We start from the raw sequence: 26083 nt of genomic DNA, 5'->3' as shown, positions 1-26083 counted from the left end.
CGCCCGGAGATGAGGCGCCGTCTTGGCTGCGCCGCAGGGCGCGCCCTCTACTCTCGAGCCCCACGCCATGCGTATTCCATCGTCCGACGATGCCGTCCGTGCCCAGGTCCTGCCCGTCGATGACGGCCGCATCCTGGCCGCGGCCAGCGCGATTCTGGCGGCGGGGCCGCAGGCCGGCTTTTTCGAAACGCTGGTCAGCCGCGCGGCCGCGGACATGGGCGTGGACTACGCCTGGGTGCGGCTGCAGGACGCCAGCGGCGGGACGGAACTGATCGCCAGCGCCAGTTGCGGCGCTGGCCTGGCGGCTGGTCCCGCGAGCGCGGGTGACGCCTTGCACGCACGGCTGGCGGATCAGACCTCGCATGTCTGCCTGCATGACACGCCGCAAGACAATCCCTGGGTGGCCGAAGCCCGCGTGCGGGCCTGGGTGGCGCGTACGCTTTTCGACGCGAACGGGGTCGCCTGCGGTCACATCGCTTTCCTCTTCAGGCGCGAACTGGCCGATGCGTCAGCCTACGTCAGCGCGCAAGCCATACTCGCCAGTTTCGCGCAGCACGCTGTGCTGGACGCCGCCGCCCGCGAGCGCGAGCTGGCGCGGCTCAACGAAGTCATCGCGCAGTTCGGGGCGCTGTTCCGGTCGGCGCCGGTGCTGATCAACGCCTTCGACCAGGACGGCCGCTGCACCTTGTGGAACGACGCCTGTGTGCGGCGCTTCGGCTGGTCCGAAGCCGAGATCAAGCTGAGCCTGAACCCTTTTGCGCTGTTCTACCCCGATCCGGCCGTACGGGATCGTGCGATGGATAGCGTCGTCGCGCGGCCCGACCGCTCGTTCCGCGAATGGCAGCCGCGCACGCGCGACGGCGAGCAATTGTCGGTGCTCTGGTCCAACGTCAAACTGCCCGACGGCAAGGTTGTGAACCTGGGCATGGACGTCACCGAAAGCCGGCGTGCGGAAGCCGCCCTGGAGCGCATGGCCCGGGTGGATAGCCTGACCGACTGCTGGAATCGCGCCGAAATCCTCAAGCGGATGGAAGAGCGCCTGGCCGACGTCCGCCGTGGCGCGGGCGGTCCGACCACCGCGCTGATGCTGGACCTGGACTACTTCAAGCAGGTCAACGACCGCTATGGACATCTGGGGGGCGACATCGCTTTGCGGCATTTCTGCGATCAACTGCGCGCCTGTCTGCGCGAGGGCGATTCCGTGGGTCGGCTGGGCGGCGAGGAGTTCCTGGTGCTGCTGGCGGACGCCGATGCGGCGGTGGCGCGCGCGATCTGCGAGCGCCTGCGCACCAGCCTGCGGCAGCATCCGGCGGATATCGACGGGGCGGTGGTGACGCTGTCGGTCAGCGGCGGCATTGCGGGCTTTCTGCCCGGCGATGCCACCGCCTCGGACGTGCTGCGCCGTGCGGATTTCGCGCTTTATCAAGCCAAGCGGTCGGGCAGGGATTGCGCGGTGGAGTATCGCAACTGATCGATGTTGCTGCCGCCAGCCTATGGCATTCAGGCAGCCGCCTGGCCGCGCGCCGAGCGCCGGCCATTGAGCCGCCAATGCAGGCCCACCGCCGCGGCAGCCAGGGCGCAGGCCGCGGCCAGGCCCAGCGCTTCGAATCCCGCGTGGGTGTAGATGGTGCCGGCGATCGCGGTACCGACGCTTGCGCCCAGGTAGGTGGTGCAGGTGTTCAGCCCCAGCACCGCGCCGCGCTCTTCGGGCCGGGCGCGCGACAGCAGCAGCACCAGCAGGTTCAGGCTCAGCTGCGAGGCCGCGCCCCATAGCGTGGCGATGGCCAGCACCGCGCTCAACGCATGCGCGGCCGGCAGCAGCCCCAGATATACCAGCGCGATCACGCCCAGCGCCAACGGCAGGGCGCGGCGCGGCCCCAGCCGCTCGATCAGCGGCGCGCCAGCCACCCCCGCCAGCAGGAACCCCGCTCCGTAGGCGAAAGCGATGAAGCCCACCTGTCCTGCAGACAGCGCGAGCAGGCCGCGCACGTGGTCCGCCAGGAAGGCGTAGACGCCATAGAAGGCCGACGAGAACGCCAGGCAGCCCAACAGCAGGGCGGGCACGTCGCGGTAGGACAGCGGCGCCAGCAGGCGCGACAGGCGCAGCGGCGCGGGATTCCCGGCGCGGCGTTCCGGCAGCTTGCGTAGCCCGAGCACGGCAATGGCGGCGCAGAGCGCCAGCGTGGCGTAGGTGGCGCGCCAGCCCACCGCGTCGGAGATGAGCGCGGACAGCGGTACGCCCGCCACCAGCGACACCGACCAGCCCGCGATGACGCGTCCCAGGGTGCGCGCCTCCTGGCCAGGCGGCGCGATCAGCGCGGCAGATCCATAGGCGGCGGGCAGGATGACCCCCGCAGCGGCGCCCGCCAAGGCTTGCGCCAGCGTCAGCACAACCCAGTGCGGCGCGCAGGCGGACAGGATCAACGCGGCAATCAGGACCGCCATCGCGCCCAGCAGCGAGCGGCGTACGCCGATGCGGTCGATGCGTGCGGCCAGGAAGAAAGCGCTGGCGGCCGTGGCCGCGCCATAGGCGGAAATGGCGGTGCTGATGGTCAGCGGCGAGGTGGAAAAGGAGCGCGCCACGTCGCTCAGGATGGGACTGAGCGCCAGGCCGTTGGAGCCTACGACGCTGACGGCGAACATCAGGGCGGGGACGGAAGAGGCGGGGCGGGCGCTGCGGGTGCTACGGTTCTGCATCGCGAAATTTTATTGGAATAAAATAAGGGTTAACGCTTATATTTCCTTATTCCGTAAAAGTTCGAATGCCGTTCGGCAGAACCTGATTCCAATGCCTGATCTTGATGACCGCGACCGAAAGCTGTTAACGCTGCTGGCCGACGATGCCTCCCCCAGCTACGCCGAATTGGGCAAAATGCTGAACCTCTCCGCCCCGGCCGTGCATGAACGGGTCAAGCGCCTCAAGCGCGATGGTCTGATCAAGGGCATTGCCGCCAAACTGGACGGCGCGCGCATCGGCCGGCCGCTTCTGGCCTTCGTGCACGTGGACACCAACAACTGGACCATTACGCAGCAGGTGCTGGGGCTGGCCGAGCTGACCGAGGTGGAAGAGATCCACACCATCACCGGCAAGAGCGCCATGCTGCTGAAAGTGCGCGTGCGTGATACGCAGGCGCTGGAGGCGCTGCTGGCCCGCATCCATCAGATCGACGGCATCACCAACACCACCAGCGACATCGCCCTGACCAGCTATCTGGAACGCGGGCCCTTGCCGGACAACGGCTGAGCCGCGCCGTTCAGGCCGCGCGCAGCCGCAGGCGCGTGATCTCGGAGGGTGCGCCCAGGCGCTTGGGCGGTCCCCAGTAGCCCGTGCCGCGGCTGATGTAGATCCACATCTTGCCCAGGCGATGCAGGCCGGCCGTATAGGGCTGCTGGAAGCGCACGAAGAAACCCCATGGGAAGAACTGTCCGCCATGCGTATGGCCGGACAGTTGCAGGGTATAGCCGAGTGGCTCGGCCGCCGCCGCGCTGCGCGGCTGGTGCGCCAGCAGTATCCGGGGCATGGCGTCGGCGGGCGCGCCCGCCAGCGCCGCCTTGGGATTGCTGCGATGCTGCGGATCGAACGAGCCGGCGCTGTAGTCGGTGATGCCCGCCACCACCACGGGCAGGCCGGCGGGGTGGATGACCACGTGCTCGTTCATCAGCACGCGCAGCCCCATGCGGCGGAACTCGGCGATCCAGGGCGTGGCGCCCGAATAGTATTCATGGTTGCCGGTCACCAGATAGACCCCATGGGGCGCGCGCAGCTGGCCCAGCGGGCTGGCCTGTACGGAAAGCTGCTCGACGCTGCCGTCGACCACGTCGCCGGTGATCGCAATCATGTCCGGCAGCTGTTCATTGACGGCGTCGACGATGGCCTGCACGTAGCGTTTCTTGATGGTCGGGCCAACGTGGATGTCGCTGATCTGCACGATGGTGAAGCCGTCCAGGTCGGGCGCGAGGCCGGCGATGGGCACGTCCACATCGACCACGCGCGCCCGCTTGCGGGCGTTGTACAGGCCGACCAATGTTCCGGCGAGGGCCAATATGGGCACGGCCCAGGCGCTGACCCGGCGCAGCGTGGTCCAAGGCAGATCGGCGCCGATCAGTAGATTCGCCAGCCACGTCACCAGCAGCAAAGCGTCGCGCAGCACCGTCAGCACGAACAGCGACGAGAACAGGCCCATCGCGAACAGCCCGACCCAGGCAATGCGGTCGCCCCAGGGCGGGTGCACGGACGAACGCCCCAGCATCCCCAGCGGGATCAGGATGCAGGACAGCAGCAAGGCAAGAATGGCGGCGGCGGAACCCGCTCCGCCCAATTGGGCGTCGGGGATCAGGCGGGCGCCCACGTAGACGTGAGCCAGGGCGCCCAGGGTCAGGAAGCGCAGGAAGAATGAGGATTGGCGTAGGGACACGGCGGCTCTGGGGCGCGCCAGGCCGGGAGCAGCGGCGCGCGGGGCAAGGGAACCGCCATTCTATGCCGGGTGCGGATACTCCCGCACGAGCAAATCCGGTCCCATCTCCTGTACATGGTTGATGCCCAGCATCGCCATGTTGCGGTCGACCTCGGCGCGCAGCAGGCCGATGGCGTGCGATACGCCGGCCTCGCCGCCGACTGCGGCCGCATAGTTGAAGGGCCGGCCGACGAAGACGAAGCTCGCGCCCAGCGCCAGGGCTTTGAGCACGTCGCTGCCGCGGCGCACGCCGCTGTCCATCATCACGGTCATGTTGCCGGCGGCCTCGGCGATGGCGGGCAGGGCGCGCAGCGGCGAGACCGCGCCGTCCAATTGCCGGCCCCCATGGTTGGACACGATGATGCCGTCTGCGCCGTGCTGGCGCGCCAGCGCCGCGTCCTGCGGATGCAGGATGCCCTTGATGATCAGCGTGCCTGGCCATTGGCGGCGGATGCGCGCCACATGTTCCCAGCTGAGGTGATCGCGCGCGCTGAAGTCGCGCAGCACCGACGACGACACGATCGGCGCGCCGCGCGTGGCAAAGGAGTTCTCGAAATGCGGCATGCCATGGGCCAACAGCGTGCGCATGAACGTGCCGGCCAGCCAGCGCGGCCGCGTCAAGCCATCCCAGGCCAGGCGCAGGCTGGGCTTGAGCGGGGTGGAGAAGCCGGTGCGCACGTTGTTCTCGCGGTTGGCCGACACGGGAATGTCCACCGTCAGCACCAGGGTTTCGTAGCCGGCGCGGCGGGCGCGTTCGACCAGCGCGTCGATGCGCTGCGGATCGCCAGGCAGATAGGCCTGGAACCAGGTGCCGGGCGCCGCGCGGATGACGTCTTCCAGCGGGATCAGCGAGGTGCCGCTTAGGATGGCGGGTATGCCTTGCTCACGCGCGGCGCGGGCCAGCACGATGTCGCCGCGGTAGGCCGACAGCGCGCTGATGCCCATCGGAGCAATGCCGAAGGGCGAGGCATAGCGGCGGCCGAAGAGTTCGGTTTGCTGCGTGCGGCGCGACACGTCCACCAGCACGCGCGGCGAAAACGCGTACTGCGTAAAGGCGTTGCGGTTGCCGCGCAGGGACTGGTTGTCTTCGGCCGCGCCCGCGACATAGCCGAAGATCGGCCGCGGCAGGCGGCGTTTCGCCGCCGCCTCGAAGTCGTCCAGCGATAGCATGCGCGCCAGCGCGCGGGGCAAGGGGCGGTCGGCCGAGGCGGCGCGGGGACTGGCGGAGGACGAGAGCAGGGATGTCATGGCGGGCCGGCAAAAGCCCGTAATCTAGCAACGCCGATTCATCGCATAAAGCGAATAAAACCAGACATCCAATTTCGAATAAATCGAATATTTGCGGAGAAAACTACGCAGGCAGCGCCATCAGTTCGCCCATGCGCACCGGACCCAGCACGGCAGGCGTGTCGGCCCAGCGGATCTGGTTGGGACCGAACAGCACGATGGCGGTGGAGCCCAGCTTGAAGCGGCCCATTTCCGCGCCCTTGGCCAGGTGGATCGGGGCGCGCGCCGCGTCGTCGTAGCGGGTGGCTTTCACGCGGCGCTTGTGCGGCGTGACCAGGCCGGCCCACACCGTCTCGATGGACGCGACGATCATGGCACCCACCAGCACCAGGGCCATCGGTCCGTGCTCGGTGTCGAAGATGCAGACCACGCGTTCGTTGCGCGCGAACAGGCGCGGCACGTTGCGGGCGGTCAGCGGGTTGACCGAGAACAGGCGGCCGGGTACGTGGATCATTTCGCGCAGAGTGCCGGCGACCGGCATGTGCACGCGGTGGTAATCCTTGGGCGACAGATAGACGGTGGCGAATTCGCCGCCCTGGAACGGGGCCGCGCGTTCGGCGTCGCCGCCCAGCAGGTCGGCCAGGCCGTAGCTATGGCCCTTGGCCTGGAAGATGCGGCCATGTTCGATAGCGCCCATCTGGCTGATGGCGCCGTCGGCCGGACACACCACCGAGCCCGGCTCGTCGTCCAGGGGCCGCGCGTCTTCTTTCAATGCCCGCGTGAAGAAGTCGTTGAAGCAGTCATAGGCCAGCGGGTCTTCCTGCAGCGCCTCGCGCATGTCCACGCCATAGCGGCGGACGAAGCGCGAAATCATCCAGTTCTTGACCGCGGGTTCCCGGCAGTCGGATGCGTACCCGAAGAGCCGCGACACCAGGTGGTGAGGGGCAAGATACTGGCTGGCGAGGAATAGTTGGTCTTTGATCGGCATCTAGGAGCGCTGAGAAATTACCCCGCGGCCGGCCGCGGCACGGGCCGGCCCGCAAGGGGCCCGCCTTCAGGCCCGGGACTGGCCGCGTCAAAAAACGTCGTCCCGCGTTGCAGCGGGACGATGTGGTGATGAGCAGAGGGGTGAATTCTACCGCTTTCAGGCGCACTTCAGGCATATGAATGCGCGCATGCGCCGCCGGGCGCAAGGGCGCGACATTGCAGGCACGCCAGCCGCTACAGCTCCAGCACGATGCGCTTGCCCTGGGCGCGGGAGCAGCAAGCCATCATGCGGGTGCCGGCCTCGCGTTCGGCGCGGGTCAGCACCACGTCGCGGTGATCGACCGCGCCGCCCAGCACGCGCACCTCGCAGGAGCCGCAGAGACCTTCCTCGCAATCGCTCTGCACGTCGATGTTGGCGCTGCGCAGCGCGCTCAGCAGCGTCTGGTCGGCAGGCACTTGCACGACGATGCCGGAGTCCTTCAGCTCGGCCTCGAAGGCGTGTTCCTTGGACGGGTCCAGGGTGGCGAGCGTGGAATGGAAGTGCTCCACGCGCAGGCTGTCCTCGGGCCAGGCGGCGCAGGCGGCTTGCAGGGCATCCAGCATGCGCTCGGGGCCGCAGGCGTAGATCTGGACGCCGGCCTCGGGACGGGACAGCAGGGCGGCGAAGTCGTTGCGGCTGCCTTCCTCGCTGATATGCAGATGCAGGCGCGCGCCATGCAGCTGCAGCAGTTCGTCCAGCATGGCCATGCAGGCGCGCGAGCGTCCGCTGTAGTGCAGTTCGTAATCCAGGCCCAGCTCGCGCGCGCGGCGCGCCATGGCGCTGATGGGCGTGATGCCGATGCCGCCGGCGATGAGGATCAGACGTTTGGCGCTTTCGTCCATGCGGAAATGGTTGCGCGGGCCGCGTGCGCGCACGATGCTGCCCGCGCGCAGGTGCTGGTGGATCCAGGCGGAACCGCCGCGGCCTGCCGTTTCCTTGAGCACGGCGATCTCCAATGCATTCGCGGCGGCCGGATCGCCGCAGAGCGAGTATTGGCGCGACAGGCCCGTGTCGCCGCATTCGACGTCGATGTGCGAGCCGGGCGTCCAGCGCGGCAGCGGCTTGCCGTCAGGCGATTCGAGCCTGATGCGCGCAATGCCGTCGGCCGCGGCCGTGACCTGCGTCACCACCAGCTTGCGGCTGATCGCGTGGGTCGAGGGCTCGCCGATGCGCACCGGCTGCACCTGATCCAGCAGGGCGGCGTCGCGGCGCTCGGGGTTGTCGGCCGGGTTCCATTCCACCCACAGATGCTCGGGGCCGCGGAACGAGGTGTTCGGCACGTAGGTGAACTGCTGTTCGGCCAGGCGCATATGCGGCAGGCGGCGGGTCAGCTCTTCCAGGAAGATCTGCATCTCCATGCGCGCCAGGTTCTTGCCCATGCACTGGTGCGCGCCATAGCCGAAGGTCAGCTGGTCGCTGGCATTGTCGCGGCGGATGTCGAAGAAGTCGGCGTCGGCGAAATGGCGTTCGTCGTGGTTGGCCGACGAGGACACGATCAGCAGCTTGGCGCCCGCGGGAATCGCCACGCCGGCGATCTCGGTGTCGCGCGTGGCCAGGCGGCGCCAGGCCGCGACCGAGCCGTTGTGGCGCAGGCATTCCTCGACCGCGTTGGGCAGCAGGCCGGGGTCCTCGCACAGTTCGCGCCAGGCGTCGGGATGCTGCAGCAGCAGCTTGATGGCGTTGGCCGAGGCGTTGGCGGTGGTCTCATGCGCCGCGACGATGCCGGCCATCATCATCGAATGCAGGTACGAGTCGGTGACGACCTCCGGATGGTCCTTCTGCTTGCGGATGCCGTACTGCATCCAGCCCGGGGCATCGGGATCCTGGCGCATCTTGTCCAGGATCTTGCCCGCCAGTTGCCAGAAATTACCTACCGCATGCGCCACCGCCACCTGTTCTTCCGGCTTGGGCCGGCCCCAGGTATTGACGGTGTGGGCGATGGAGTACTGGCGCAGCAGATCCATGTCCTCCTCGGGCACGCCCAGGAAGTGCAGGGCGACGGTCAAGGGCACTTCCCACAGCATCTGGTCGACCAGGTCGGCGCGGCCGTCGTTGATGAAACGGTCCACATACTCGCGCGTCAGGCGCCGCACCATGGGTTCGTGGTGCTTGAGTTCGTCCGGCGTGAACGGATCCATCAGCACGCGGCGGCGCGGCATGTGGGCCGGTTCGTCCTCGTTGACCAGGGTGCGGTTCATCGCGTAGCCGTAGCTGGCCAGCACTGCGTTGGCCTCGGGGCCGGTCGGCGTGATCTTTTCCAGCGCGATGGAGGGGCTGTAGGTGTGGTTGTCGCGGAACACGGCCTTGATGTCGTCGTAGCGCGTGACCACCCAATAGCCCAGCTTGGGGCTGTAGAACACGGGTTCCTGTTCGCGCGCCCAGCGCACGTACTCGGGCGGGTCCTGTTGGTAGCCGTCGCCGAACGGATCGAATTCCGCGGCGCGCGGGCTGACCGGACAGCCTTGGGCACGCGCCAGCGCGGCATGGTCGATGGGACAGCCGCCGGTACTGGCGGGCGCGGGGGTTGCAGGGGTGGTTGGGTGGCCCATGTCGTCGCTCCGGATTACAATTGCGTAAATCATATACGCATTGCGTAATTATTCAATTGGGGTAATCTCCGGGCTGCATCCGCAGCCGCCTGGCAGCCCCCAACCCGCGTCCATGACCCAGACTCCCGAACCTTCGTCCGTCCCCACCCAGACTACCGACGCGCCCCGGCCGCGCGAACGGCGCCAGCGCGTGCAGGCCGCTGAAACCGGCATGGCGGTGCTGAAGGGGTTGGGCCGGCTGGGCGGCCGTGCCAGCCTCACGCTGCTGGCCGCGCAGGTGGACGAAAGCCCCGCCAAGGTGCACCGCTACCTGGTCAGCCTGATGGAAGAGGGCCTGGTGGCGCAGGATGCCGCCACTCAACAGTACTACCTGGGACTGGAAGCGATGCTGCTGGGCCTGGCCGCGCTGCGCCAGGCCGATCCCATCCGCCTGGCCGAGCCCAGCCTGGTGCGCCTGCGCGAAGGCCTGGAAGTGACCTGCTTCATCGCGGTCATGGGCAACAAGGGGCCGACCATCGTGCGCTTTGAAGAACCGGGCCTGCCGGTGACGGTCAACGTGCGCATGGGCTCGGTGCTGTCCATGCTGTGGTCCGCCACCGGGCGGGTGTTCCTGGCCTTGCAGGACGATGCGCGGGTGCGGGCACTGGCCGAGGCCGAACTGGCTCGTGCGCCCGCCGACATGCGGGCGTTGCTGGACGCCTCCGACCCCATCGGCCGCCTGCGCCGCCAGGTGCTGGCCGACGGCTGCGCCACGGTGCGCGACACCAATCTGAAGGGCATCAGCGCGGTGTCGGCGCCGCTCCTGGACCACAACGGCCGCCCCTGCGCCGCGCTGACTGCGCTGGGCGCGACGGGCGGATTCGACGCCTCGGCGGACGGCCCGATCGCGCAGGCGGTACGGCGCGAGGCCGAAGCCGCCAGCGTGCTGCTGGGATATCAGGCGCCTGGGTCCGGCGCGGTCTGATTCGCGCCTGCCGACAAGCCGCGCAGCCACGCCATCGCCGCCTGCACCACCGGCATGCCGGCCGTGTTGCGGTTGACCACGGCGCCGATGGCGCCGAAGTTGGCGTCCAGCCGTAGCGGCAGCACGGTCACGCTGCCTTGCCGCTCGCAGTAGCGCGCAATCGCCTGGGGCAAGGCAGCCAGGCGATCGTCCTGGGCCAGCAGGGCCAGGGTGGCCAGCAGCGAATTGGACTGGATACTGGAAACTGGTGCGTGCGCGCCGGCATGCACGAAAGCCTCGTCCAGACGCTCGCGCATCATGGTGGCTTCCAGCGGCAGCACCCAGGGCCAGCGCGCCAGTTCGGCGGCCGCGAGCGCCTCGCTTGCCGCCAGCGGATGGCCGGGGCGCGCCACCACCAGGATAGGTTCTTCGTGCAGGCGGATCACCTCGCAGTCCGCGGGCAGCAGGCGGCTGCCCAGGCGGCCCAGCACGATGTCCAGCTCGTCGCGCGCCAGCTTGTCCATGAGTTCGCCGAGCGCGCCTTCCACCAGTTTCACTTCCAGCCGCGGCGCCAGGCCCAGCAGATGGGCGATCAGTTGCGGCGCCAGATGGGGCGCGGCCGAGGGCAGGGTGCCCAGGCGCAGCAGGCTGGCGCCGCGTTCTTCGGCGGCCCGCAGTTCGGCCGCCACGCGCTGGGCTGCGCCCAGGCTGTGGCGGGCGTGGCGGATCATAACCATTCCGGCATTTGTCGGCAGGGTGCCCCGGGTCCCGCGCTCGAATAGCGCGTAGCCCACCTGTTCCTCCAGCTGCGCCAGCGCCTTGGAGGCGGCGGGCTGGGACATATGCAGGCGTTCGGCCGCGCGCCCCAGGTGGCGTTCGTCGTCCAGTGCGACCAGCAGCTCAGCATGACGTCGCTTGAGGTGGGTGCCGGCGCGGTCAGGCATGGGCGATACATATTCAAATGGTTATGAATCGTTCAGTTTATTTCATTTCACGCCGACACCGGGCGCTAGGCATACTTGCCGCTCTACGAAAGACAGGCGTTGCCCAGGCTGGGCCGGGAAGGACGCCGGGATGGAGACGATTCATGAAGAAGTTCTGGATGGCCCTGGCCGCGAGCTGGGCCTGTGGCATTGCGGGTGCGGCGGCGGCTGCGGATACCTACCCGGCGCGGCCGGTGCAGATCGTGGTGCCGTTCTCGCCCGGCGGTGCGGTGGACGTGCTGGCGCGCCAACTGGCGCAGCGCCTGGAGCCGCGCGGCTACACGCTGGTAGTGGAGAACAAGCCGGGCGCGGGCGGCAACATCGCCGCGTCCATGGTGGCGCGCGCCGCGCCCGACGGCTATACGCTGCTGATGGGCACCACCAACACGCACGGCATCAACAGCGCGCTGTATTCCAGCCTGCCGTACGACCCGGTGCGCGATTTCGCGCCGGTCGGCCTGGTGGCGGACAACGTGGTGGTGCTGCTGGCCAATGCCGAGTTTCCGGCGTCGACGCTGGCGGATGCCGTCAAACTGATCAAGGCCAATCCCGGCAAGTACACCTATGGCTCGCCCGGCCTGGGCACGGTGCACCAGCTGGCAATGGAGCAGTTGAAGCACGCCGCCGGCCTGGACGTGGTGCACGCGCCTTATAAGGGCGCCGCGCCAGCGATGGCCGATCTGGTCGCGGGCCACGTGCCGCTGATGATAGGCGGCATCGCGCCGGCCATTCCGTTCCTCGCATCCGGCAAGGTCAAGGTGCTGGGCGTGGCCAATACTGAAAAGTATGCGGCGCTGCCCGATGTGCCGTTGTTCTCGGACGTGGCCGCCGGAGTCGCCGTGCGGTCGTGGATCGGCCTGTTCGCGCCCGCCGGCACGCCGCCCGCAGTGGTGAAGAAACTGAACGCGGACCTGGAGGCGGTACTGACCGACAGCGCATTCGCGCAGGCCTTGCAGCCGCTGGGCATGGTGCCGATCTACATGACGCCCGATGCCTTCGGCGACATGGTCAAGCGCGACATGCCGGCCTGGCGTTCCGCCGTGGAGATGTCGGGAGCGAAGCAATGACGTCCGCTGCGAAGCCCGTCAACTTCCTGCTGTTCATTACCGACCAGCACCGCGCCGACCATTTGGGGTCCTATGGCAACCGCGTGGTCCACACGCCCAACCTGGACCGTCTGGCCGAGTCGGGTTGGCGCGCCGACAACATGCACGTGGCCACGCCCATCTGCATGCCGAACCGCGCCAGTTTGATGACCGGCCGCTATCCGTCCGCGCACGGCGCGCGCCACAACGGCATCGCGCTGTCGCTGCGCAGCCGCACCTTCGTCGAGGCCATGCGCGAAGCCGGCTACGGCACGTCGCTGGTCGGCAAGGTGCACCTGCAGAACATGACGGACATACCTCCATCGTGGCCGGTGCGCGCCGAAGACAGATTGCCGCGCGAGGCGGTCGAGCCTGACGCCGGCCGGTACGACCAGGAGCAGCGCAAGCTGTGGCTCGAACGCCCCGACCACGATCTGAGCTATCCGTATTACGGCTTCGAGCAGGTAGACCTGGTCGACGACCATAGCGACGACGTGCACGGTCACTACCGGCATTGGCTGCGGCGCGAGCATCCCGAGATCGAGGCGCTGATCGGCCCGGCTCATGCCATCCCCGCGCCGGAATACGAGCTGACGCGCATCCGCCAGGCCTGGCGCACGCGCGTGCCGGAAGAACTCTATCCCACTGCCTACATCGCCGACCGCGGCATCGAGGCGTTGCGCGGCTATGCGGCTTCCGGGCAGCCATTCTTCCTGCAATGCTCGTTTCCGGATCCGCACCATCCTTTCACGCCGCCGGGGCGGTTCTGGGACCTGCACAAGCCCGAGGACATGGAGCTGCCTGCGTCGTTCCACGGCCAGGATACGCCGCCGCCGCACGTGGCCTGGCTGCGCGCGCAGCGCGACGCGGGCACGGCGGTCAAGCACACGCCCGCGATCTTTTCCTGCAACGAGCGCGAGGCGCGCGAAGCGCTGGCGCTGAACTATGGGTCGATCGCCAACATCGACAACCAGATCGGCCGCGTGCTGGCCGAACTCGACGCGCTGGGGCTGGCCGACAATACGGTGGTGATCTTCACCAGCGACCATGGGGATTACCTGGGCGACCATCAGTTGATGCTGAAGGGACCCATCCATTACCGCGGCCTGACCCGCGTGCCGTTCATCTGGCGCGACCCCGCCGCGGCGCGAACGGCGGGCGCGGCAAGCGACGCCTTGCTCAGCACCATCGACGTCGCGCCCACGGTGCTGGCGCGCGCTGGCGTGCAGCCCTATAACGGCATCCAGGGGCGCGACATGGCAGGCCTCATCGGAGGAACCGAGGCTGCCGTGCGCGACGCGCTGATGATCGAGGAAGAAGGGCAGCGCGTGATACTGGGCTTCAACAGCCGCATCCGCTGCCGCACGCTGCTGGCCGACGGATTTCGCGTCACGGTCTACGACGGCGCGCGCTGGGGCGAGCTCTATGACCTGAATCAGGACCCGCACGAGCTGCGCAACCTGTGGGAAGACCCCGCGCATGCCGCCGACCGCGCGCGGCTGCTGGAACGGCTGGCCTACGGCATGCTGGAACACATCGACACCAGCCCCTATCCCAGCGCGCTGGCGTGAGGTGGCGCGGGCAGGCCGCCCGCGCCCGGCTTCAAGCGGCCTTGGCGGCCAGCTTGGTCTTGTAGAGCCAGTCCTTGTAGTCGTCCAGGTCGCCGTCAAACGGGCTGACTTCGCCGTCGGCCACGATGATGAATTCATCGGTGGTGGCGCGCAGCAGATGGCGGTCGTGCGACACCAGCATCAGCGTGCCTTCGAACTGCGCCAGCGCGGTGGTCAGCGCTTCGCGGGTTTCCAGGTCCAGGTGGTTGGTGGGCTCGTCCAGCAGCAGCAGATTGGGACGCTGCCACACGATCAGGGCCAGCGCCAGCCGCGCCTTTTCGCCGCCGGAGAACGGCGCGATGGAGCTGGTGGCCATGTTGCCGTTGAAGTTGAAGCTGCCCAGGAAGTTGCGCAGCTCCTGCTCGCGCACGGTCGGCGCGATCTTCGTCATGTGCCATAGCGGCGATTCGTCATGGCGCAGCATCTCCACCTGGTGCTGGGCGAAGTAGCCGATGGACAGCCCCTTGTTGAACTGCGCTTCGCCGGCCAGCGTTGCAAGTTCGCCCGCGATGGTCTTGATGAAGGTGGACTTGCCCGCGCCGTTGATGCCCAACAGGCCGATGCGCTGTCCCGCCTGCAGCGAAAAATTGATGCCCGACACGATGATCTTGTCAGACTCGACTTCCGTTTCCTCGTCCGCGACGCGATACCCGGCGCTGACCGCGTCCATGGTCAGGAGCGGGTTGGGCGCGCGCAAGGGCTCGCGGAATTCGAACGAGAACTCGGCGGCCGCGCGCAGCGGCGCCACTTCCTCCATGCGGGCCAGCGCCTTGATACGGCTCTGCGCCTGGCGCGCCTTGCTGGCCTGGGCCTTGAAGCGGTCGATGAAGGATTGCAGGTGCGAGCGTTGGCGCATCTGCTTTTCCAGCATGCCTTGCGCCAGCTCCAGCTGCGCGGCGCGCTGGCGCTCGAAGGACGAATAGTTGCCCGAATAGCGCTTGAGCTTGCGCTCGTCGATATGGACGATGACGTTGACCACGCCGTCCAGGAAGTCGCGGTCATGCGAGATGACGATGAGCGTGCCCGGATAGCGCTTGAGCCAGTCTTCCAGCCAGATGATGGCGTCCAGATCCAGGTGGTTGGTGGGCTCGTCCAGCAGCAGCAGGTCGGACGGGCACATCAGCGCCTGCGCCAGGTTCAGGCGCATGCGCCAGCCGCCGGAAAAGCTCGTCAACGGCAGGTGCATCTGCGCCTGCGTGAAGCCCAGGCCAGTCAGCAGCTGTTCGGCGCGCGAATGCACGGTGTACGCGTCGGCGTCGGCCAGCGCGGCGTAGATGTCGGCCATGCGCAGGCCGTTCTCCGTGCTTTCCGGTTCGGCTTCCAGCTGCGCCAGTTCCGCCTCCAGCTTGCGCAGCGTCACGTCGCCGTCGATGGCGTACTCGATGGCCGGGCGGTCGAGCGCGGGCGTTTCCTGCGCCACATAGGCCATGCGCCAGCTGGCCGGATAGTCCAGGTCGCCCTGGTCCGCGTGCAGCGTGCCGCGCAAGAGACCGAACAGGCTGGACTTGCCGGCGCCGTTGGCGCCGATCAGGCCGATCTTGTCGCCGGGGTTGAGCAGCAGGTCGACCTTGTCGAGCAAGGGCTTGACGCCGCGCATGAGGGAAACTTGTTGGAAGCGGATCATGGATGGTGCAACAGGGGACGCGGCAGGATTCCCGCCGGCCAGGCGCAATGAAAAATAATCGGGGAAGTAGGGCGCTCAGGCGGCGCGGCGGGCGGACGGAACGGGCGTTCGTTCCGCGTCAAAGGCCGGTATTGTACCGGGCTTGGCGCGCGATGCCGTCAATCAGCGTGAGGCGTACCGGCTGTCGAGCACCCGGCGCAGGCGAACCGCGTCGCCGAAGCGCGAGCCGTTAATGCCCTGCGCGTTGAGCAGCACCATGGCCAGGTTGCGCTTGCCGACCTTGACCGCCATCACCAGGCAATCGCCGGCTTCGCGGGTGGTGCCGGTCTTGGACACGAGGATGTCCCATTGCGGGCGGCCCACCAGGATGTTGGTGTTGCGGAAGGTCTGGCCGGCGGCCTGGTAGCTGGTCTCGCCGGTGTATTGCCGCAAGAGCGGCTGCGCGGAAATCGCCTGCAGCAACTTGACCAGATCCTTGGCCGAAGACTGGTTTTCGTTGGACAGGCCGCTGGGTTCGGCGAAGCTGGAGTCGGTCATGCCCAGCGCGCGGGCTTCGGCGTTCATTGCCGCGACGAAGGCGACGGTGCCGCCGGTATAGGTGCGGCCCAGGGCCTGCGCGGCGCTGTTCTCGGACGGGACCAGCGCCAGGCGCAGCAGATCGGCGCGGCTCAGCTTGGTGCCGGCGGTCAGGCGCGAAGGCAGCTCGCTGGTGGAGCGGGTGTCGCTGGCGTCGATGGTGATGAGTTCGTCCATGGGCAGGCCGGCCTTGACCAGCGTCAGCGCCGCCATGAGCTTGGTGATGGAGGCGATGGGCCGCACGGCGTCCTCGTTGCGCGCGAACAGGACTTCGGAGGTGTCCATGTCCTGCACCAGGATCGTGCTGGATTTGAGCTTGCCGATTTCCTTGGCCGGGTCGCGCGTGACCAGCGAGGCGTTGACGGCCGCGTCCGGGTCCAGCGGGTCGGGCTGCGCGCCCCAGCGCTGCACTGCTATGCGCTTGCCATAGCCATGCAGGCACATCGGCAGGGAAGGCTGGGAATTGCAGGGATGGAAATTGGCGGCCTGGGCCCGCGCCGGCGCCGGCAAGCCCGCCGCCGTGGCGGCCCACAACGCCGCCACGCAGAATGAGATCGACATTTGCCGCAAGATCAACGTCACGACCGCTCCCCGATACGCCGATCACGCGCCTGGCCCGGCGTTACCGACAATATGCATTTGAAAGCCGATATTACTGCTGTCGCCGCTGTTGTCACCAGGCTTGTGCGATGGCCTCGGCCAGCGCCAGCACGCGTTCCGCTTCGCGCGCATGCAGGTTTTCCACCAGCGCGCCGTCGACCACGGCCACGCCCAGGCCGGCGGCCTGCGCGGCGCGCCAGGCGTCCAGGCGCTTGCGCGCGGCGGCAAGTTCTTCCGCCGAGGGCGCGAAGGCGGCGTTGGCTGCCGCTATCTGCCTGGGATGGATGAGCGTCTTGCCATCGAAGCCCTGGTCGCGTCCCTGTTTGCAGGCGGCCTCCAGGCCCGTGTCGTCGTGCAGGTCCAGATGCACGCCGTCCAGCGCCGCCAGGCCGTGGGCCCGCGCCGCCATCACCGCCATCGAGCGCGCCAGCAAGGTTTCTTCGCGTGACGGCGTGTGGCGCGCGTGCAGATCCTTTACCAGGTCCGAGGTGCCCACGACGATGGCCGCCAGCCGCGCGTGGCCGGAAGCGATGGCGTCCAGACGCAGAAATCCCAAAGGCGTTTCGGCCATGGCCCACAAGGGCAGGCTGGCTGGCGCGCCCGCCGCGTCCAGCGCCCGCGCGAGCGCGTCGAGCTCGGCGGGGGACTGCACCTTGGGCAGCAGCACGGCGTCCGCGCCCGCCTGGGCGATGGCCCTGACGTCGTCCAGGCCCCAGGCCGTGTCCAGCGCATTGATGCGTACCACGCATTCGCGGCGCCCATAGCCGCCGGCGCGCAAGGCCGCGGCGACTTGCTCGCGGGCTTGTGCCTTGGCGTCCGGCGCGACGGCATCCTCCAGGTCGAGGATCAGGACGTCGGCGTCCAGGCTGCGCGCCTTGTCCAGTGCGCGCGGGTTGGCGCCAGGCATATAGAGTACGGAACGGCGAGGGCGGATAGGTAGCGTCATGAGGCGGTTTTCAGTTCTTGGTATTGCCGACGATCTGCACAGGCGTGGTGCACACATAGCCCACGCCGTACACCGTGCGTATGCCCATGTCGCCGCCGGCCTGCGCGCGCAGCTTGCGGCGCAGGCGGTGCATGTGGGCGTCCAGCCTGTGCGTGTCGTAGGCCTCCACGCTGGCGCCCAGCGCCTCGATCAGGCGTGCGCGCGACAGGGGTAGCGGCGCGGCCTGGATCAGCGCGCCGATCAGCCGGCTTTCGGTATCGGTGATGTCCACGCAGACCTGCTTGGGCGATACCAGCATGCGCCGCGACGGATCGAAACGCCAGGCATCCGATTCCGCGGCGTCGGCTTCGCCCGCCGGCACCACCCGCAGTCGGCGCGACAGCGACACCAGCGTGGCGCCAAGCTCGGCCAGATTGACGGGCTTGGTCAGGTAGTGGTCCGCGCCCAGACTCAGGCCCGAGACCTTGTCTTCGCTCAAGAGGCGGCCGGTGAGCATGATGATGCCCATCGACGGGAAGGAGGTCCGCAGGTGCGAGACGCGGGTCAGCGCATCGCCGTCGGGCAGCATGGCGTCCAGCACCAGGATGCCTGGCGTCACGGTGAGCAGCAGTTGGTCCAGCTCCGCGAGGGAACCGGCGGTGAGGATGCTGCGGCCCAGGCCCAGATCCTCGATGTATTCAGCGATGGTGTCGCGCCAGTCTCCGTGGTCGTCGACGATGATGATGGTCACGGCGAATCCGGCGTCAGCGGTTGCGCGCAGGGACCTTCGAATGCAAACACGCTATCCGCTCCTTGTATGTGGGTCTTCTTGTATAGGGGGAGTCCGCGAGCGCGATATTTTTCGTATCGCGCGCTTGCGGAGAATATCATCATCGCCCCTGCGGCGCCGCGTCAAGAATCAAGGATGGCAGCCGCGCGCCGCCCATTCTTTTAGTGGTCAAAAAATGAGCAGCCCGTTGCGCATCGGTCGAACGGCCATCAGCCGTGGGTTCGAGGCTTTTTTATCCACAGAAATTGTGGATAAGGCCGGCCCTGTGGATACTGTGCTTTTTATGTAGGCAGGTGTTCGACGGCAACGCCCGGCGGTACCTTGCGCATGCGGTCGCGCTCGATGCGGGGCGGGGCGAAGCGGGTCTTGCGGGCAGCGGCGTTCTGCAGCAGCACGGACAGCACCGCGCCCTTGTCCTGTATCCACTGGTTTTTGCCACGCAGCAATTTCATCGCGTTCTCGGCCGTGCCGAGGCGATAGGTCATCGAGTTGATCTGGACCGAGGTCTTGCCATTGAAAAGGGACGCGTCCTGTTCGGTGATTGCCGCGGCGTCCAGATTGCTGCTGTCGTGATCGATGCGATAGACGAACTTCAGGCTGCTGTGCGGATCCTGCACCACCACGAGTTTGTCGGACCCCGATATGTCGGAGAGCATGCCGAGCACCAGCGACTCGACCAGCTGGTTGCCGCGCTGTTCCTCGGTGTAGATGTATATCGTGTGGCGCGCGGGCGCGGCGTAGGTCTGTTGCATAACTGGCTTCAATAGTGCGGGGCAGGCCTCGCGGCCCGGACAAGCTGCGAAATGAGCGGGAGGCGCGCGCTAACCGGCGCGGCGCATGCGCATCAGCAAGCGCGCTTTGACGGCCGGCCAGTCCTCGTCGAGGATCGCGAAGTAGACCATGTCGCGCACGCGCCCCGATTGCGCGATCAGGTGCTTGCGGAACACGCCTTCCTCCACGCCGCCGATCCGCAGGATGGCCTGGCGCGATTGCATATTGCTCAGTTCAGTCTTGAATACAACCCGCATGATACCAATTGTTTCAAAGGCGTGCTGCAACAACAAGAACTTGGCCTCGGTATTGGCGCCGGAACGCTGGCTTGCTGGCGTGAGCCATGTGCCGCCGATCTCCAGGCGTTTGTGCGCCAGCGCGATGTCCATGTAGCGGGTCGCGCCGATGATCTGATCGTTGTCCTGCCGCACGATGACGAATGGCAGGCAGTTGCCGTCGCGTTGGCCAGCCAGCGCACGGTCGACATAGCGCTGCATATCGTCCAGCGTCTGCACGGGCTCGGGTTGCAGACGCCACAGTTCGGGGTGCAGGCCCACCTGCGCAAGCGGCGCGGCATGGCTGGCGGTCAGCGGTTCCAGGCGTACGACCTCGCCGGCGAGCGTGACGGGTTGCAGGCGGGGGCTGGTCATGACGTATTCCTCGATTGGAGCGTGGGCGCGGAGGGCAGGGCGTGCAGCCGGGGATTCTACGCGCGCGCGCCCTTGCCGAACACCGCACGCAAGCGCAGAATGCGCCGCATGAAAACAGACGCCTTGGTCCTGGGTGCGGGCATCGTCGGGGTGAGCACCGCCCTGCATCTGGCGGCGCGCGGCCGTTCAGTGGTGCTGCTGGACCGGCGCGGCCCTGGCGAGGAAACCAGCTACGGCAACGCGGGCCTGATCGAACGGGCCAGAGTGATTCCCTATGCCTTCCCGCGCGACTGGCGCAGCCTGTGGCGCTATGCCAGGAACAACACGCCTGACGTGAGCTATCACCCGCGCTTTTTGCCGCGCATCGCGCCATGGCTGCTGCGTTACTGGTGGCATTCGGCGCCGTCGCGGCTGGCGCGCGCGGCCGAGGCCATGCTGCCGTTGATCGAGCGCTGCGTCGCCGAACATGACGCGCTCAAGGACGAGGCCGGCATCTCCCACCTGTTCCGGCGCAGCGGCTGGATCGATGGCATGCGCAGCGAGGCCGGCCTGGCCCGGGCCGTGGCCGAGGCCCAAGCGCTCGCGCCTTACGGGCTGAACCACCGCGTGCTGGACCGCAAGGCGCTGGCGGCGCTGGAACCTTCGCTGTCGCGCATGGCGGGCGCGGTGCACTGGCTGGATCCGGTCAATGTGTCGGACCCGGGCGCGGTGACGCGCGGCTACGCGGCCTTGTTCGAGCGGCGCGGCGGCGTGCTGGCGCGCGGCGACGCGCGCAGCCTCAAGCCGTCAGGCAAGGGTTGGCAGGTGCAGGGAGAACAAGGGCCGATCGAGGCCCGCGACGTGGTGGTGGCGCTGGGCCCGTGGTCGCCGGACGTCCTGCGCCCGCTGGGCTATCGCATCCCCATGGCGGTCAAGCGCGGCTATCACCAGCATTACGCGTTGGAAGAGGGGGCGACCTTGTCGCACCCGGTGGCGGATATCGAAAGCGGTTTCGTCGTGACGCCCATGACCCTGGGCGTGCGCCTGACCACGGGCGCGGAATTCGCGGCGCGCGATGCGCCGCCTTCACCGATCCAGATCGAGCGCACGCGGACGCTGGCGCGGCAACTGCTGCCGCTGGGCGAGGCCGTGGAGCGCGAACCGTGGATGGGTTGCCGGCCTTGCATGCCGGACATGCGGCCGGTCATCGGACCGGCGCCGCGCCATCCCGGCTTGTGGCTGGCGTTCGGCCATGCGCATCATGGCTTCACGCTGGGTCCGGTGACGGGCAAGCTGCTGGCAAGCATGATCACCGGCCAGGCGCCGGACATGGATCCGGCGCCTTACCGCGTCGGCCGCTGAGGCCGTACGCGGCAAGAGACCCGAGAGCCGCGGTTCTCAGGCCGGTTTTGCGGCCTTTTCGCGGCGCTGGCGCACGGCCAGGGCCAGCGTTTCCAGCACCGGCGCGGTCTGCGACCAGCCCAGGCAGGCGTCCGTGATGGACACGCCGCGGCGCAGCGGCAGGCCGGGCTTCAGGTCCTGGCGGCCTTCTTCGAGATGGCTTTCGATCATCACGCCGGTGATGCGGCCGTCGCCCTGGGCGATCTGGGCGGCGATATCGTTGGCCACGTCGACCTGGCGCAGATGCGACTTGTTGGAGTTGGCGTGCGAGCAGTCGATCATGACCTGTTCGCGCTGGCCGGCGGCGCGCAGGGCGGCGCAGCAGGCGTCGACGCTGGCCGCGTCGTAGTTCGGGCCTTGCTTGCCGCCGCGCAGGATGACGTGGGTGTCCTGGTTGCCGCGGGTCTCGAAGATGGCGGCCATGCCCATCTTGGTCATGCCCATGAAAGCGTGCTTGGCGCTGGCCGCGACCATGGCGTCGGCGGCGATCTGCACGCCGCCGTCGGTGCCGTTCTTGAAGCCCAGCGGACAGCTCAGGCCGGAACTCAGCTGTCGGTGGCTGGGGCTTTCGGTGGTGCGCGCGCCAATGGCGCCCCAGGCGATCAGGTCGGCAATGTATTGCGGGCTGAGCAGGTCCAGGAATTCGGTGGCGATCGGCAGGCCCAGGCCGCTGATGTCCAGCAGCAGTTCGCGCGCGCGGCGCAGGCCTTCATTGATGCGGAAGCTGCCGTCCAGGCGCGGGTCGTTGATATAGCCCTTCCAGCCCACGGTGGTGCGCGGCTTCTCGAAGTACACGCGCATGACGATGAGCAAGTCTTTCTGGTGCTGTTCGGCGGCGGTGCGCAGCAGGCGCGCGTATTCCATGGCCTGGCCATGGTCGTGGATGGAACAGGGGCCCACCACCAGCACCAGGCGGTCGTCGCGGCCGTGCAGCACGTCGGCGATCTGGACGCGGCTTTGCTCGACCAGCGTCTGGATCTCGGCCGACACCGGCAGTTCATCCTGCAGCAGGGCGGGCGAGATCAAGGGGCGCACCGCGCTGATGCGGGTGTCGTCGGTGCGCGTGTTGTCCTGGGTGGAGTCGGCCGCGCCGACCTCGCGGTCGTGCAGGGGGTCGTCAATGCGGGTCAAGGGTAGCTCCGTGCCGTAGATGCGGAAAGAAAGACATCTATTATGGCACCGGCCGCGCCGTGGGGCGACGGAAGGCTGCCTCCGTCTGGCTGATGCCGCGAATACTACGACTATCGGCGATGGGGCTGCATTAACCCGTTAGCGATAACGACAGGGCGCGCGCAGATGCCTTAGCATGGTGTACACAGTTTTCCAGCGGCCGCCTGCGGGGGCCCGCCCTATATGAGTAGGACGGTAGACCATGCCTAAAACGGAACCCGGCGGGACCCGACGGATACTTCTCGTCGAAGACCATCCGGTTGAACGCGCCTATCTGCAGAACGTATTGCTGGCGCTGGGTTTCCGCCGGGTCGCCGGCCTGGGCAGCAGCATAGAAGCGGTCAGCGCGCTGGCGCGCCAGTTCTACGACGTGGTCATCAGCGATATCGTCACGGGCGAGGGCGACGGCACGCGGCTGCCGAACGAACTGCGGCGCCTGGTGGACGCCGGGCGGCTCAAGAGCATGCCGCCCATCATCTGGATCAGCAGCCTCAGCGATGAACTGTTGCAGTCGCATGTGCGGCTGGCCTTGCAGGCCGGCTGTCCGTCCGCGCAGGCGCTGTCCAAGCCGGTGTCCCGCACGGCCATGCAGCAGGCCATCAAGACGGCGCTGCGCAGCATCGATGAGGACGATGCCGCCTCGCCCCGGCCGCGCTCGCTTCGGCGCGACGTCATCGAGGCGGCGCTGGGCCATGCGCTGATCACGGGGCAGGGCATGAGCGTGGTGCTGCAGCCGCAGATGAGCTTGTCGACAGGGCGCGTGCTGGCCGCCGAGGCGCTGTCGCGCTGGGACCACCCCGAACTGGGCGCGATTCCGGCGGCGGACTTCGTGCCTGCGGCGCATCGGCTGGGACTGGACCGGACCTTGTTCTGCCGGGTGACCGACACGGTGCTGGAGCTGCAGCAGCGCATGCATGCCGAGGACATCGCCGTGCCCATCGCGATCAACGCCTCGGCCTCCACATTGTGTTCGCGCGACCTGCCGGGCCTGCTGGAGCAGCGCGTGGCGCAGGCCGGCCTGCCGGCCCGGCTGATCAAGGTCGAGCTGACCGAGGACGAGCCGGTGACCGATTGGCTGGCCTTGTCTTCGGCGCTGAACCTGCTGCGCGTGCGCGGCTTTGAATTGGCGATGGATGACTTCGGCGCGGGCATCGCGTCCATGCGCCTGTTCTCGGCCATGCCCTTCACCGAACTGAAGATAGACCGCGACTTCATCGTCCATATGCATCGCGAGCCCGCGTCGCGCGCGGTGGTCGCCGCCGCCATCGAGATGGGCCGCGTGCTGGGCCGGCGCGTGATCGCCGAAGGGGTGGAGCACGAGCGCGACGTGGAGCTGCTGCGCGAACTGGGCTGCGACGTGGCGCAAGGCTACGGCATTTCCGTGCCGCTGGAACCCGACGCCTTCTTCGAATTCTGCCGCAGCCATTGAGTCATCCGCGCGGCGCAATGGGGTATCCTGGCGCAGGCCGGGCTCCTGCGGGCCCTCCCGATTGTCGGCGGACTTGACCCCGATCAAGACTGCGCCCGCGCATGGAAAATTGCCCCCACGGGCGGATTTACCATGGCTTCATGCGGGCTGCGCACGGTGGCGCGGTCCCCAAGATGGAGCGATGAACCGATGCGACGCATACTGGCCGCTGTTCTGCTGATTTCCCTGCTGGCCTGGGCCGGCGCCTATTGGGCGCAACCGCCGGCCGAACTCAACGTCTGGACCGCGCGCGATCAGCTCATCCTGCTGACGGGCCTGGGCGCCTACGCGGTCATGGCCCTGATCATGCTGCTGGCGGTGCGCCCCATGTGGCTGGAAACGCGGATGGGCGGGCTGGACAAGATGTACCGGCTGCACAAATGGAGCGGCATCCTGGCTGCCGCGCTGGCGGCGGCGCATTACCTGATCAAGCTGGGCAAGCCGCTGCTGCTGGCGTTGTTCGACCCCGTGCCCAAGACGCCGCGCGCGGCCGCTTTGCTGGACGTGTTCCGCGGATCCGCCAAGGACATCGGCGAATGGGCCGTGTGGATCCTGGCCGCGATGGTGTTGCTCACCTTGTGGCGGCGCTTTCCGTATCACATCTGGCGCCAGGTCCACCGCATCGCCGCGGTGATCTTCCTGGTGGTCGCCTTCCATGGCGTGGTCCTGACGCCGGCCGCCTGGTGGTGGCAGCCCGCCGGCTGGCTGGTGGCGCTGTGCACGGCGGTGGGGACGGTTTGCGCCGTCATGGCGCTGACCGGCAATATCGGACGCGGGCGCCGCTACAGGGGGCAGGTGCTGGCCATCGACCATCTTTCGGACGACATCCTGGCGCTGACCTGTAGGGTGGAGGGCAACTGGCACCATCGCGCCGGGCAGTTCGCTTTCCTGACCGCGGACCGGCGCGAGGGCGCGCATCCCTTTACGGTGTCCGGCGCGGACGACGGCACCGGCCGGGTGCAGTTCTCGATCAAGGCGCTGGGCGATTACACGCGGCGTCTGCAGCGCAGCCTGCAAGTGGGGCAGGACGTCATCATCGAAGGCCCTTACGGCTGCTTCGACTTCCAGCGCGACGATGGGCGGCCGCAGATCTGGGTGGCCGCGGGCATCGGCGTCACGCCGTTCATTTCATGGATGGAATCCTTGCAGACGGACCCGGATACCGCACCGGTCGCGACCCTGTACTACTGCGCCCACAACGCCGACGACGCGCCGTTCGCGGATCACCTGAAAGCGCTATGCGCGCGCGTGCCGAACGTGACCCTGCATGTGCGCTACAGCGATACCCAGCGGCCGCTGACGGCCGCCGAGCTGGCCGCGGACCACAAGCCGGGCGCGGCATGGCCCAGCGTGTGGTTCTGCGGCCCGGCGGGATTCGCCGATGCCTTGAAGGACGGGCTGCACCGGCGCGGCATGCCGGTGAGCGAGCTGTTTCACCAAGAGGCGTTCCAGATGCGCTGAGCGCGTCAGATGCCGGACACCTCGATGTCGCCCGGATAGTCGACCGAGAACTTCAGCACCGTCTCGCGCGACTTGCCGGGCTCCATTTCCCAGTCCCATACCAGCTTGCCGTCTTCCTCGCGCTTGATCTCGCGGTCTGCCGGCGACAACAGCTTGACCACGATCTTCTCGTTGCGCGAGATGGGCAGGCGGTCCTTGAACGACACTTGCTCCTTGGTGGCCTTGTTGTTCTTGACCGTGATCTTGTACTCGTAGGTCACGCGCTTGCCGCTGCCCGAAAAGCCGGTGCTTTCGGTATAGCGGTTGACCAGCTGGCGCTTGATCGAGATGCCTTCGTCGGCGCCCAGCGCCAATTCGAGCTTCTCGCCGGGCATCACCGCCTTCATGGAGCTGGCCGCGACGAAGGCGTCGTCCAGGAAGGTGTTCAGCGAACCGGCCAGGAAGGGGAATTCCGTGTTGTTGCTGGCGTGCGCGGTCAGGAACATGGCTTCGCGCAGCGCCGGCGTGGACTGGTATTGCAGCGTGGCGGGCAGCTTGGCCGTGGCGATGGCCACGCGCTGCGAGGAATTGTCGGACGGCAGGGTGGCCGGACTCTTGATCTGGAACGATGCGCTGGTCGCTTCGGCCTGCACCTGGGCGGTCGCCTGCTCCAGCGGCTCGGGAATCATCTCGGCGACCGGCGCGCCGGCGTCCTCGAAGGACTGGACGCGCTGGCGCGACATCTTGGCTTCGGCTTCTTGCCTGGCTGCCGCGACCGGCGCGGGGCTGGGGCTGTCTCTTATACACATCT

22 protein-coding genes are annotated in these 26083 nt (G+C 67.8%); 8 read left to right on the top strand and 14 right to left on the bottom strand.

The genetic code is table 11. The features are described 5' to 3' along the window. The first annotated feature begins 67 nt into the window (after positions 1-67). Positions 68-1471 (top strand): sensor domain-containing diguanylate cyclase, encoded by a 1404-nt coding sequence (locus DXK93_RS32405; protein WP_233564615.1) that lies wholly within the window; start codon positions 68-70, stop codon positions 1469-1471. Positions 1472-1500: 29 nt separating this feature from the next. On the opposite strand, the gene DXK93_RS25615 is transcribed toward DXK93_RS32405, so the two are convergent. Beyond that, a complete protein-coding gene (locus tag DXK93_RS25615) occupies positions 1501-2697 on the bottom strand; it encodes an MFS transporter (protein ID WP_119451562.1) in 1197 nt (398 codons plus the stop codon). A gap of 91 nt (positions 2698-2788) precedes the next feature. Between DXK93_RS25615 and DXK93_RS25610 the strand changes: the two genes are divergently transcribed. After that, the gene (locus DXK93_RS25610; RefSeq protein WP_054454198.1) at positions 2789-3244 is read left to right on the top strand and encodes an Lrp/AsnC family transcriptional regulator; all 456 of its coding nucleotides are present in this window, start codon (positions 2789-2791) and stop codon (positions 3242-3244) included. A gap of 10 nt (positions 3245-3254) precedes the next feature. Here the strand turns inward: DXK93_RS25610 and DXK93_RS25605 are convergent, their stop codons facing one another. The 4 genes from DXK93_RS25605 to DXK93_RS25590 form a co-directional block, all read right to left on the bottom strand. Then, positions 3255-4415, bottom strand: a complete 1161-nt coding sequence (locus tag DXK93_RS25605) for a metallophosphoesterase (protein ID WP_119451561.1) — start codon at positions 4413-4415, stop codon at positions 3255-3257. Positions 4416-4475: 60 nt separating this feature from the next. Then, complete coding sequence (locus DXK93_RS25600; RefSeq protein ID WP_119451560.1) at positions 4476-5702, bottom strand: alpha-hydroxy acid oxidase; 1227 nt, start codon at positions 5700-5702, stop codon at positions 4476-4478. Positions 5703-5805: 103 nt separating this feature from the next. Beyond that, a complete protein-coding gene (gene asd / locus DXK93_RS25595) occupies positions 5806-6669 on the bottom strand; it encodes an archaetidylserine decarboxylase (RefSeq protein ID WP_054454205.1) in 864 nt (287 codons plus the stop codon). A gap of 233 nt (positions 6670-6902) precedes the next feature. Beyond that, positions 6903-9257, bottom strand: a complete 2355-nt coding sequence (locus tag DXK93_RS25590; protein WP_119451559.1) for a cytochrome P450/oxidoreductase — start codon at positions 9255-9257, stop codon at positions 6903-6905. Between the two features lie 112 nt (positions 9258-9369). On the opposite strand from DXK93_RS25590, the gene DXK93_RS25585 reads away from it, so the two are divergent. Next, on the top strand, positions 9370-10221 hold the full coding sequence (locus DXK93_RS25585) for an IclR family transcriptional regulator (RefSeq protein WP_119451558.1): 852 nt from the start codon (positions 9370-9372) through the stop codon (positions 10219-10221). Here DXK93_RS25585 and DXK93_RS25580 read toward each other — a convergent pair. Continuing rightward, positions 10194-11144 carry a LysR substrate-binding domain-containing protein gene (locus DXK93_RS25580; protein ID WP_119451557.1) on the bottom strand — a complete coding sequence of 317 codons (951 nt, stop codon included), beginning with the start codon at positions 11142-11144 and terminating at the stop codon, positions 10194-10196. The two genes, DXK93_RS25585 and DXK93_RS25580, sit on opposite strands and share 28 nt — an antisense overlap. Positions 11145-11287: 143 nt before the next feature. On the opposite strand from DXK93_RS25580, the gene DXK93_RS25575 reads away from it, so the two are divergent. Both DXK93_RS25575 and DXK93_RS25570 read left to right on the top strand, forming a co-directional pair. Then, positions 11288-12250, top strand: a complete 963-nt coding sequence (locus DXK93_RS25575) for a tripartite tricarboxylate transporter substrate binding protein (RefSeq protein ID WP_119451556.1) — start codon at positions 11288-11290, stop codon at positions 12248-12250. Then, positions 12247-13839 (top strand): sulfatase, encoded by a 1593-nt coding sequence (locus DXK93_RS25570; protein WP_119451555.1) that lies wholly within the window; start codon positions 12247-12249, stop codon positions 13837-13839. The genes DXK93_RS25575 and DXK93_RS25570 overlap by 4 nt, the downstream gene beginning before the upstream one ends. Before the next feature lie 31 nt (positions 13840-13870). Here the strand turns inward: DXK93_RS25570 and DXK93_RS25565 are convergent, their stop codons facing one another. From DXK93_RS25565 to DXK93_RS25540, 6 genes are all read right to left on the bottom strand, one after another. After that, entirely contained in the window at positions 13871-15502 is a 1632-nt protein-coding gene (locus DXK93_RS25565) for an ATP-binding cassette domain-containing protein (protein WP_119451554.1), read from the bottom strand. Between the two features lie 162 nt (positions 15503-15664). Further along, entirely contained in the window at positions 15665-16660 is a 996-nt protein-coding gene (locus tag DXK93_RS25560; protein WP_119451553.1) for a serine hydrolase, read from the bottom strand. A gap of 91 nt (positions 16661-16751) precedes the next feature. Next, the gene (locus DXK93_RS25555; protein WP_054454218.1) at positions 16752-17624 is read right to left on the bottom strand and encodes a CoA ester lyase; all 873 of its coding nucleotides are present in this window, start codon (positions 17622-17624) and stop codon (positions 16752-16754) included. A 10-nt stretch (positions 17625-17634) separates the two neighbouring features. Further along, the gene (locus DXK93_RS25550) at positions 17635-18354 is read right to left on the bottom strand and encodes a response regulator transcription factor (protein ID WP_054454219.1); all 720 of its coding nucleotides are present in this window, start codon (positions 18352-18354) and stop codon (positions 17635-17637) included. Positions 18355-18674: 320 nt separating this feature from the next. Next, the gene (locus DXK93_RS25545) at positions 18675-19145 is read right to left on the bottom strand and encodes a hypothetical protein (RefSeq protein WP_054454221.1); all 471 of its coding nucleotides are present in this window, start codon (positions 19143-19145) and stop codon (positions 18675-18677) included. 69 nt (positions 19146-19214) lie between these two features. Further along, complete coding sequence (locus DXK93_RS25540; RefSeq protein WP_119451552.1) at positions 19215-19814, bottom strand: GNAT family N-acetyltransferase; 600 nt, start codon at positions 19812-19814, stop codon at positions 19215-19217. 108 nt (positions 19815-19922) lie between these two features. Here DXK93_RS25540 and DXK93_RS25535 point away from each other — a divergent pair, with 108 nt between their 5' ends. Then, a complete protein-coding gene (locus DXK93_RS25535) occupies positions 19923-21155 on the top strand; it encodes an FAD-binding oxidoreductase (protein ID WP_119451603.1) in 1233 nt (410 codons plus the stop codon). A gap of 36 nt (positions 21156-21191) precedes the next feature. On the opposite strand, the gene DXK93_RS25530 is transcribed toward DXK93_RS25535, so the two are convergent. Further along, on the bottom strand, positions 21192-22325 hold the full coding sequence (locus DXK93_RS25530; protein WP_054454226.1) for a 3-deoxy-7-phosphoheptulonate synthase: 1134 nt from the start codon (positions 22323-22325) through the stop codon (positions 21192-21194). A 241-nt stretch (positions 22326-22566) separates the two neighbouring features. Between DXK93_RS25530 and DXK93_RS25525 the strand changes: the two genes are divergently transcribed. Then, positions 22567-23793, top strand: coding sequence for an EAL domain-containing protein (locus DXK93_RS25525; protein WP_119451551.1), 1227 nt, complete (start codon positions 22567-22569; stop codon positions 23791-23793). 189 nt (positions 23794-23982) lie between these two features. Beyond that, complete coding sequence (locus tag DXK93_RS25520) at positions 23983-25293, top strand: ferric reductase-like transmembrane domain-containing protein (protein ID WP_119451550.1); 1311 nt, start codon at positions 23983-23985, stop codon at positions 25291-25293. Positions 25294-25298: 5 nt separating this feature from the next. Here DXK93_RS25520 and DXK93_RS25515 read toward each other — a convergent pair. Continuing rightward, on the bottom strand, positions 25299-26083 hold a 785-nt coding region (locus DXK93_RS25515), incomplete at its 5' end, for a DUF4139 domain-containing protein (protein ID WP_119451549.1).

This window comes from Achromobacter sp. K91 (assembly GCF_003576205.1).
GTDB lineage: Bacteria > Pseudomonadota > Gammaproteobacteria > Burkholderiales > Burkholderiaceae_B > Achromobacter > Achromobacter aegrifaciens.
Note: the sequence above shows the minus strand (reverse complement) of the source record. Positions and strands in the feature narration are given on the sequence as shown.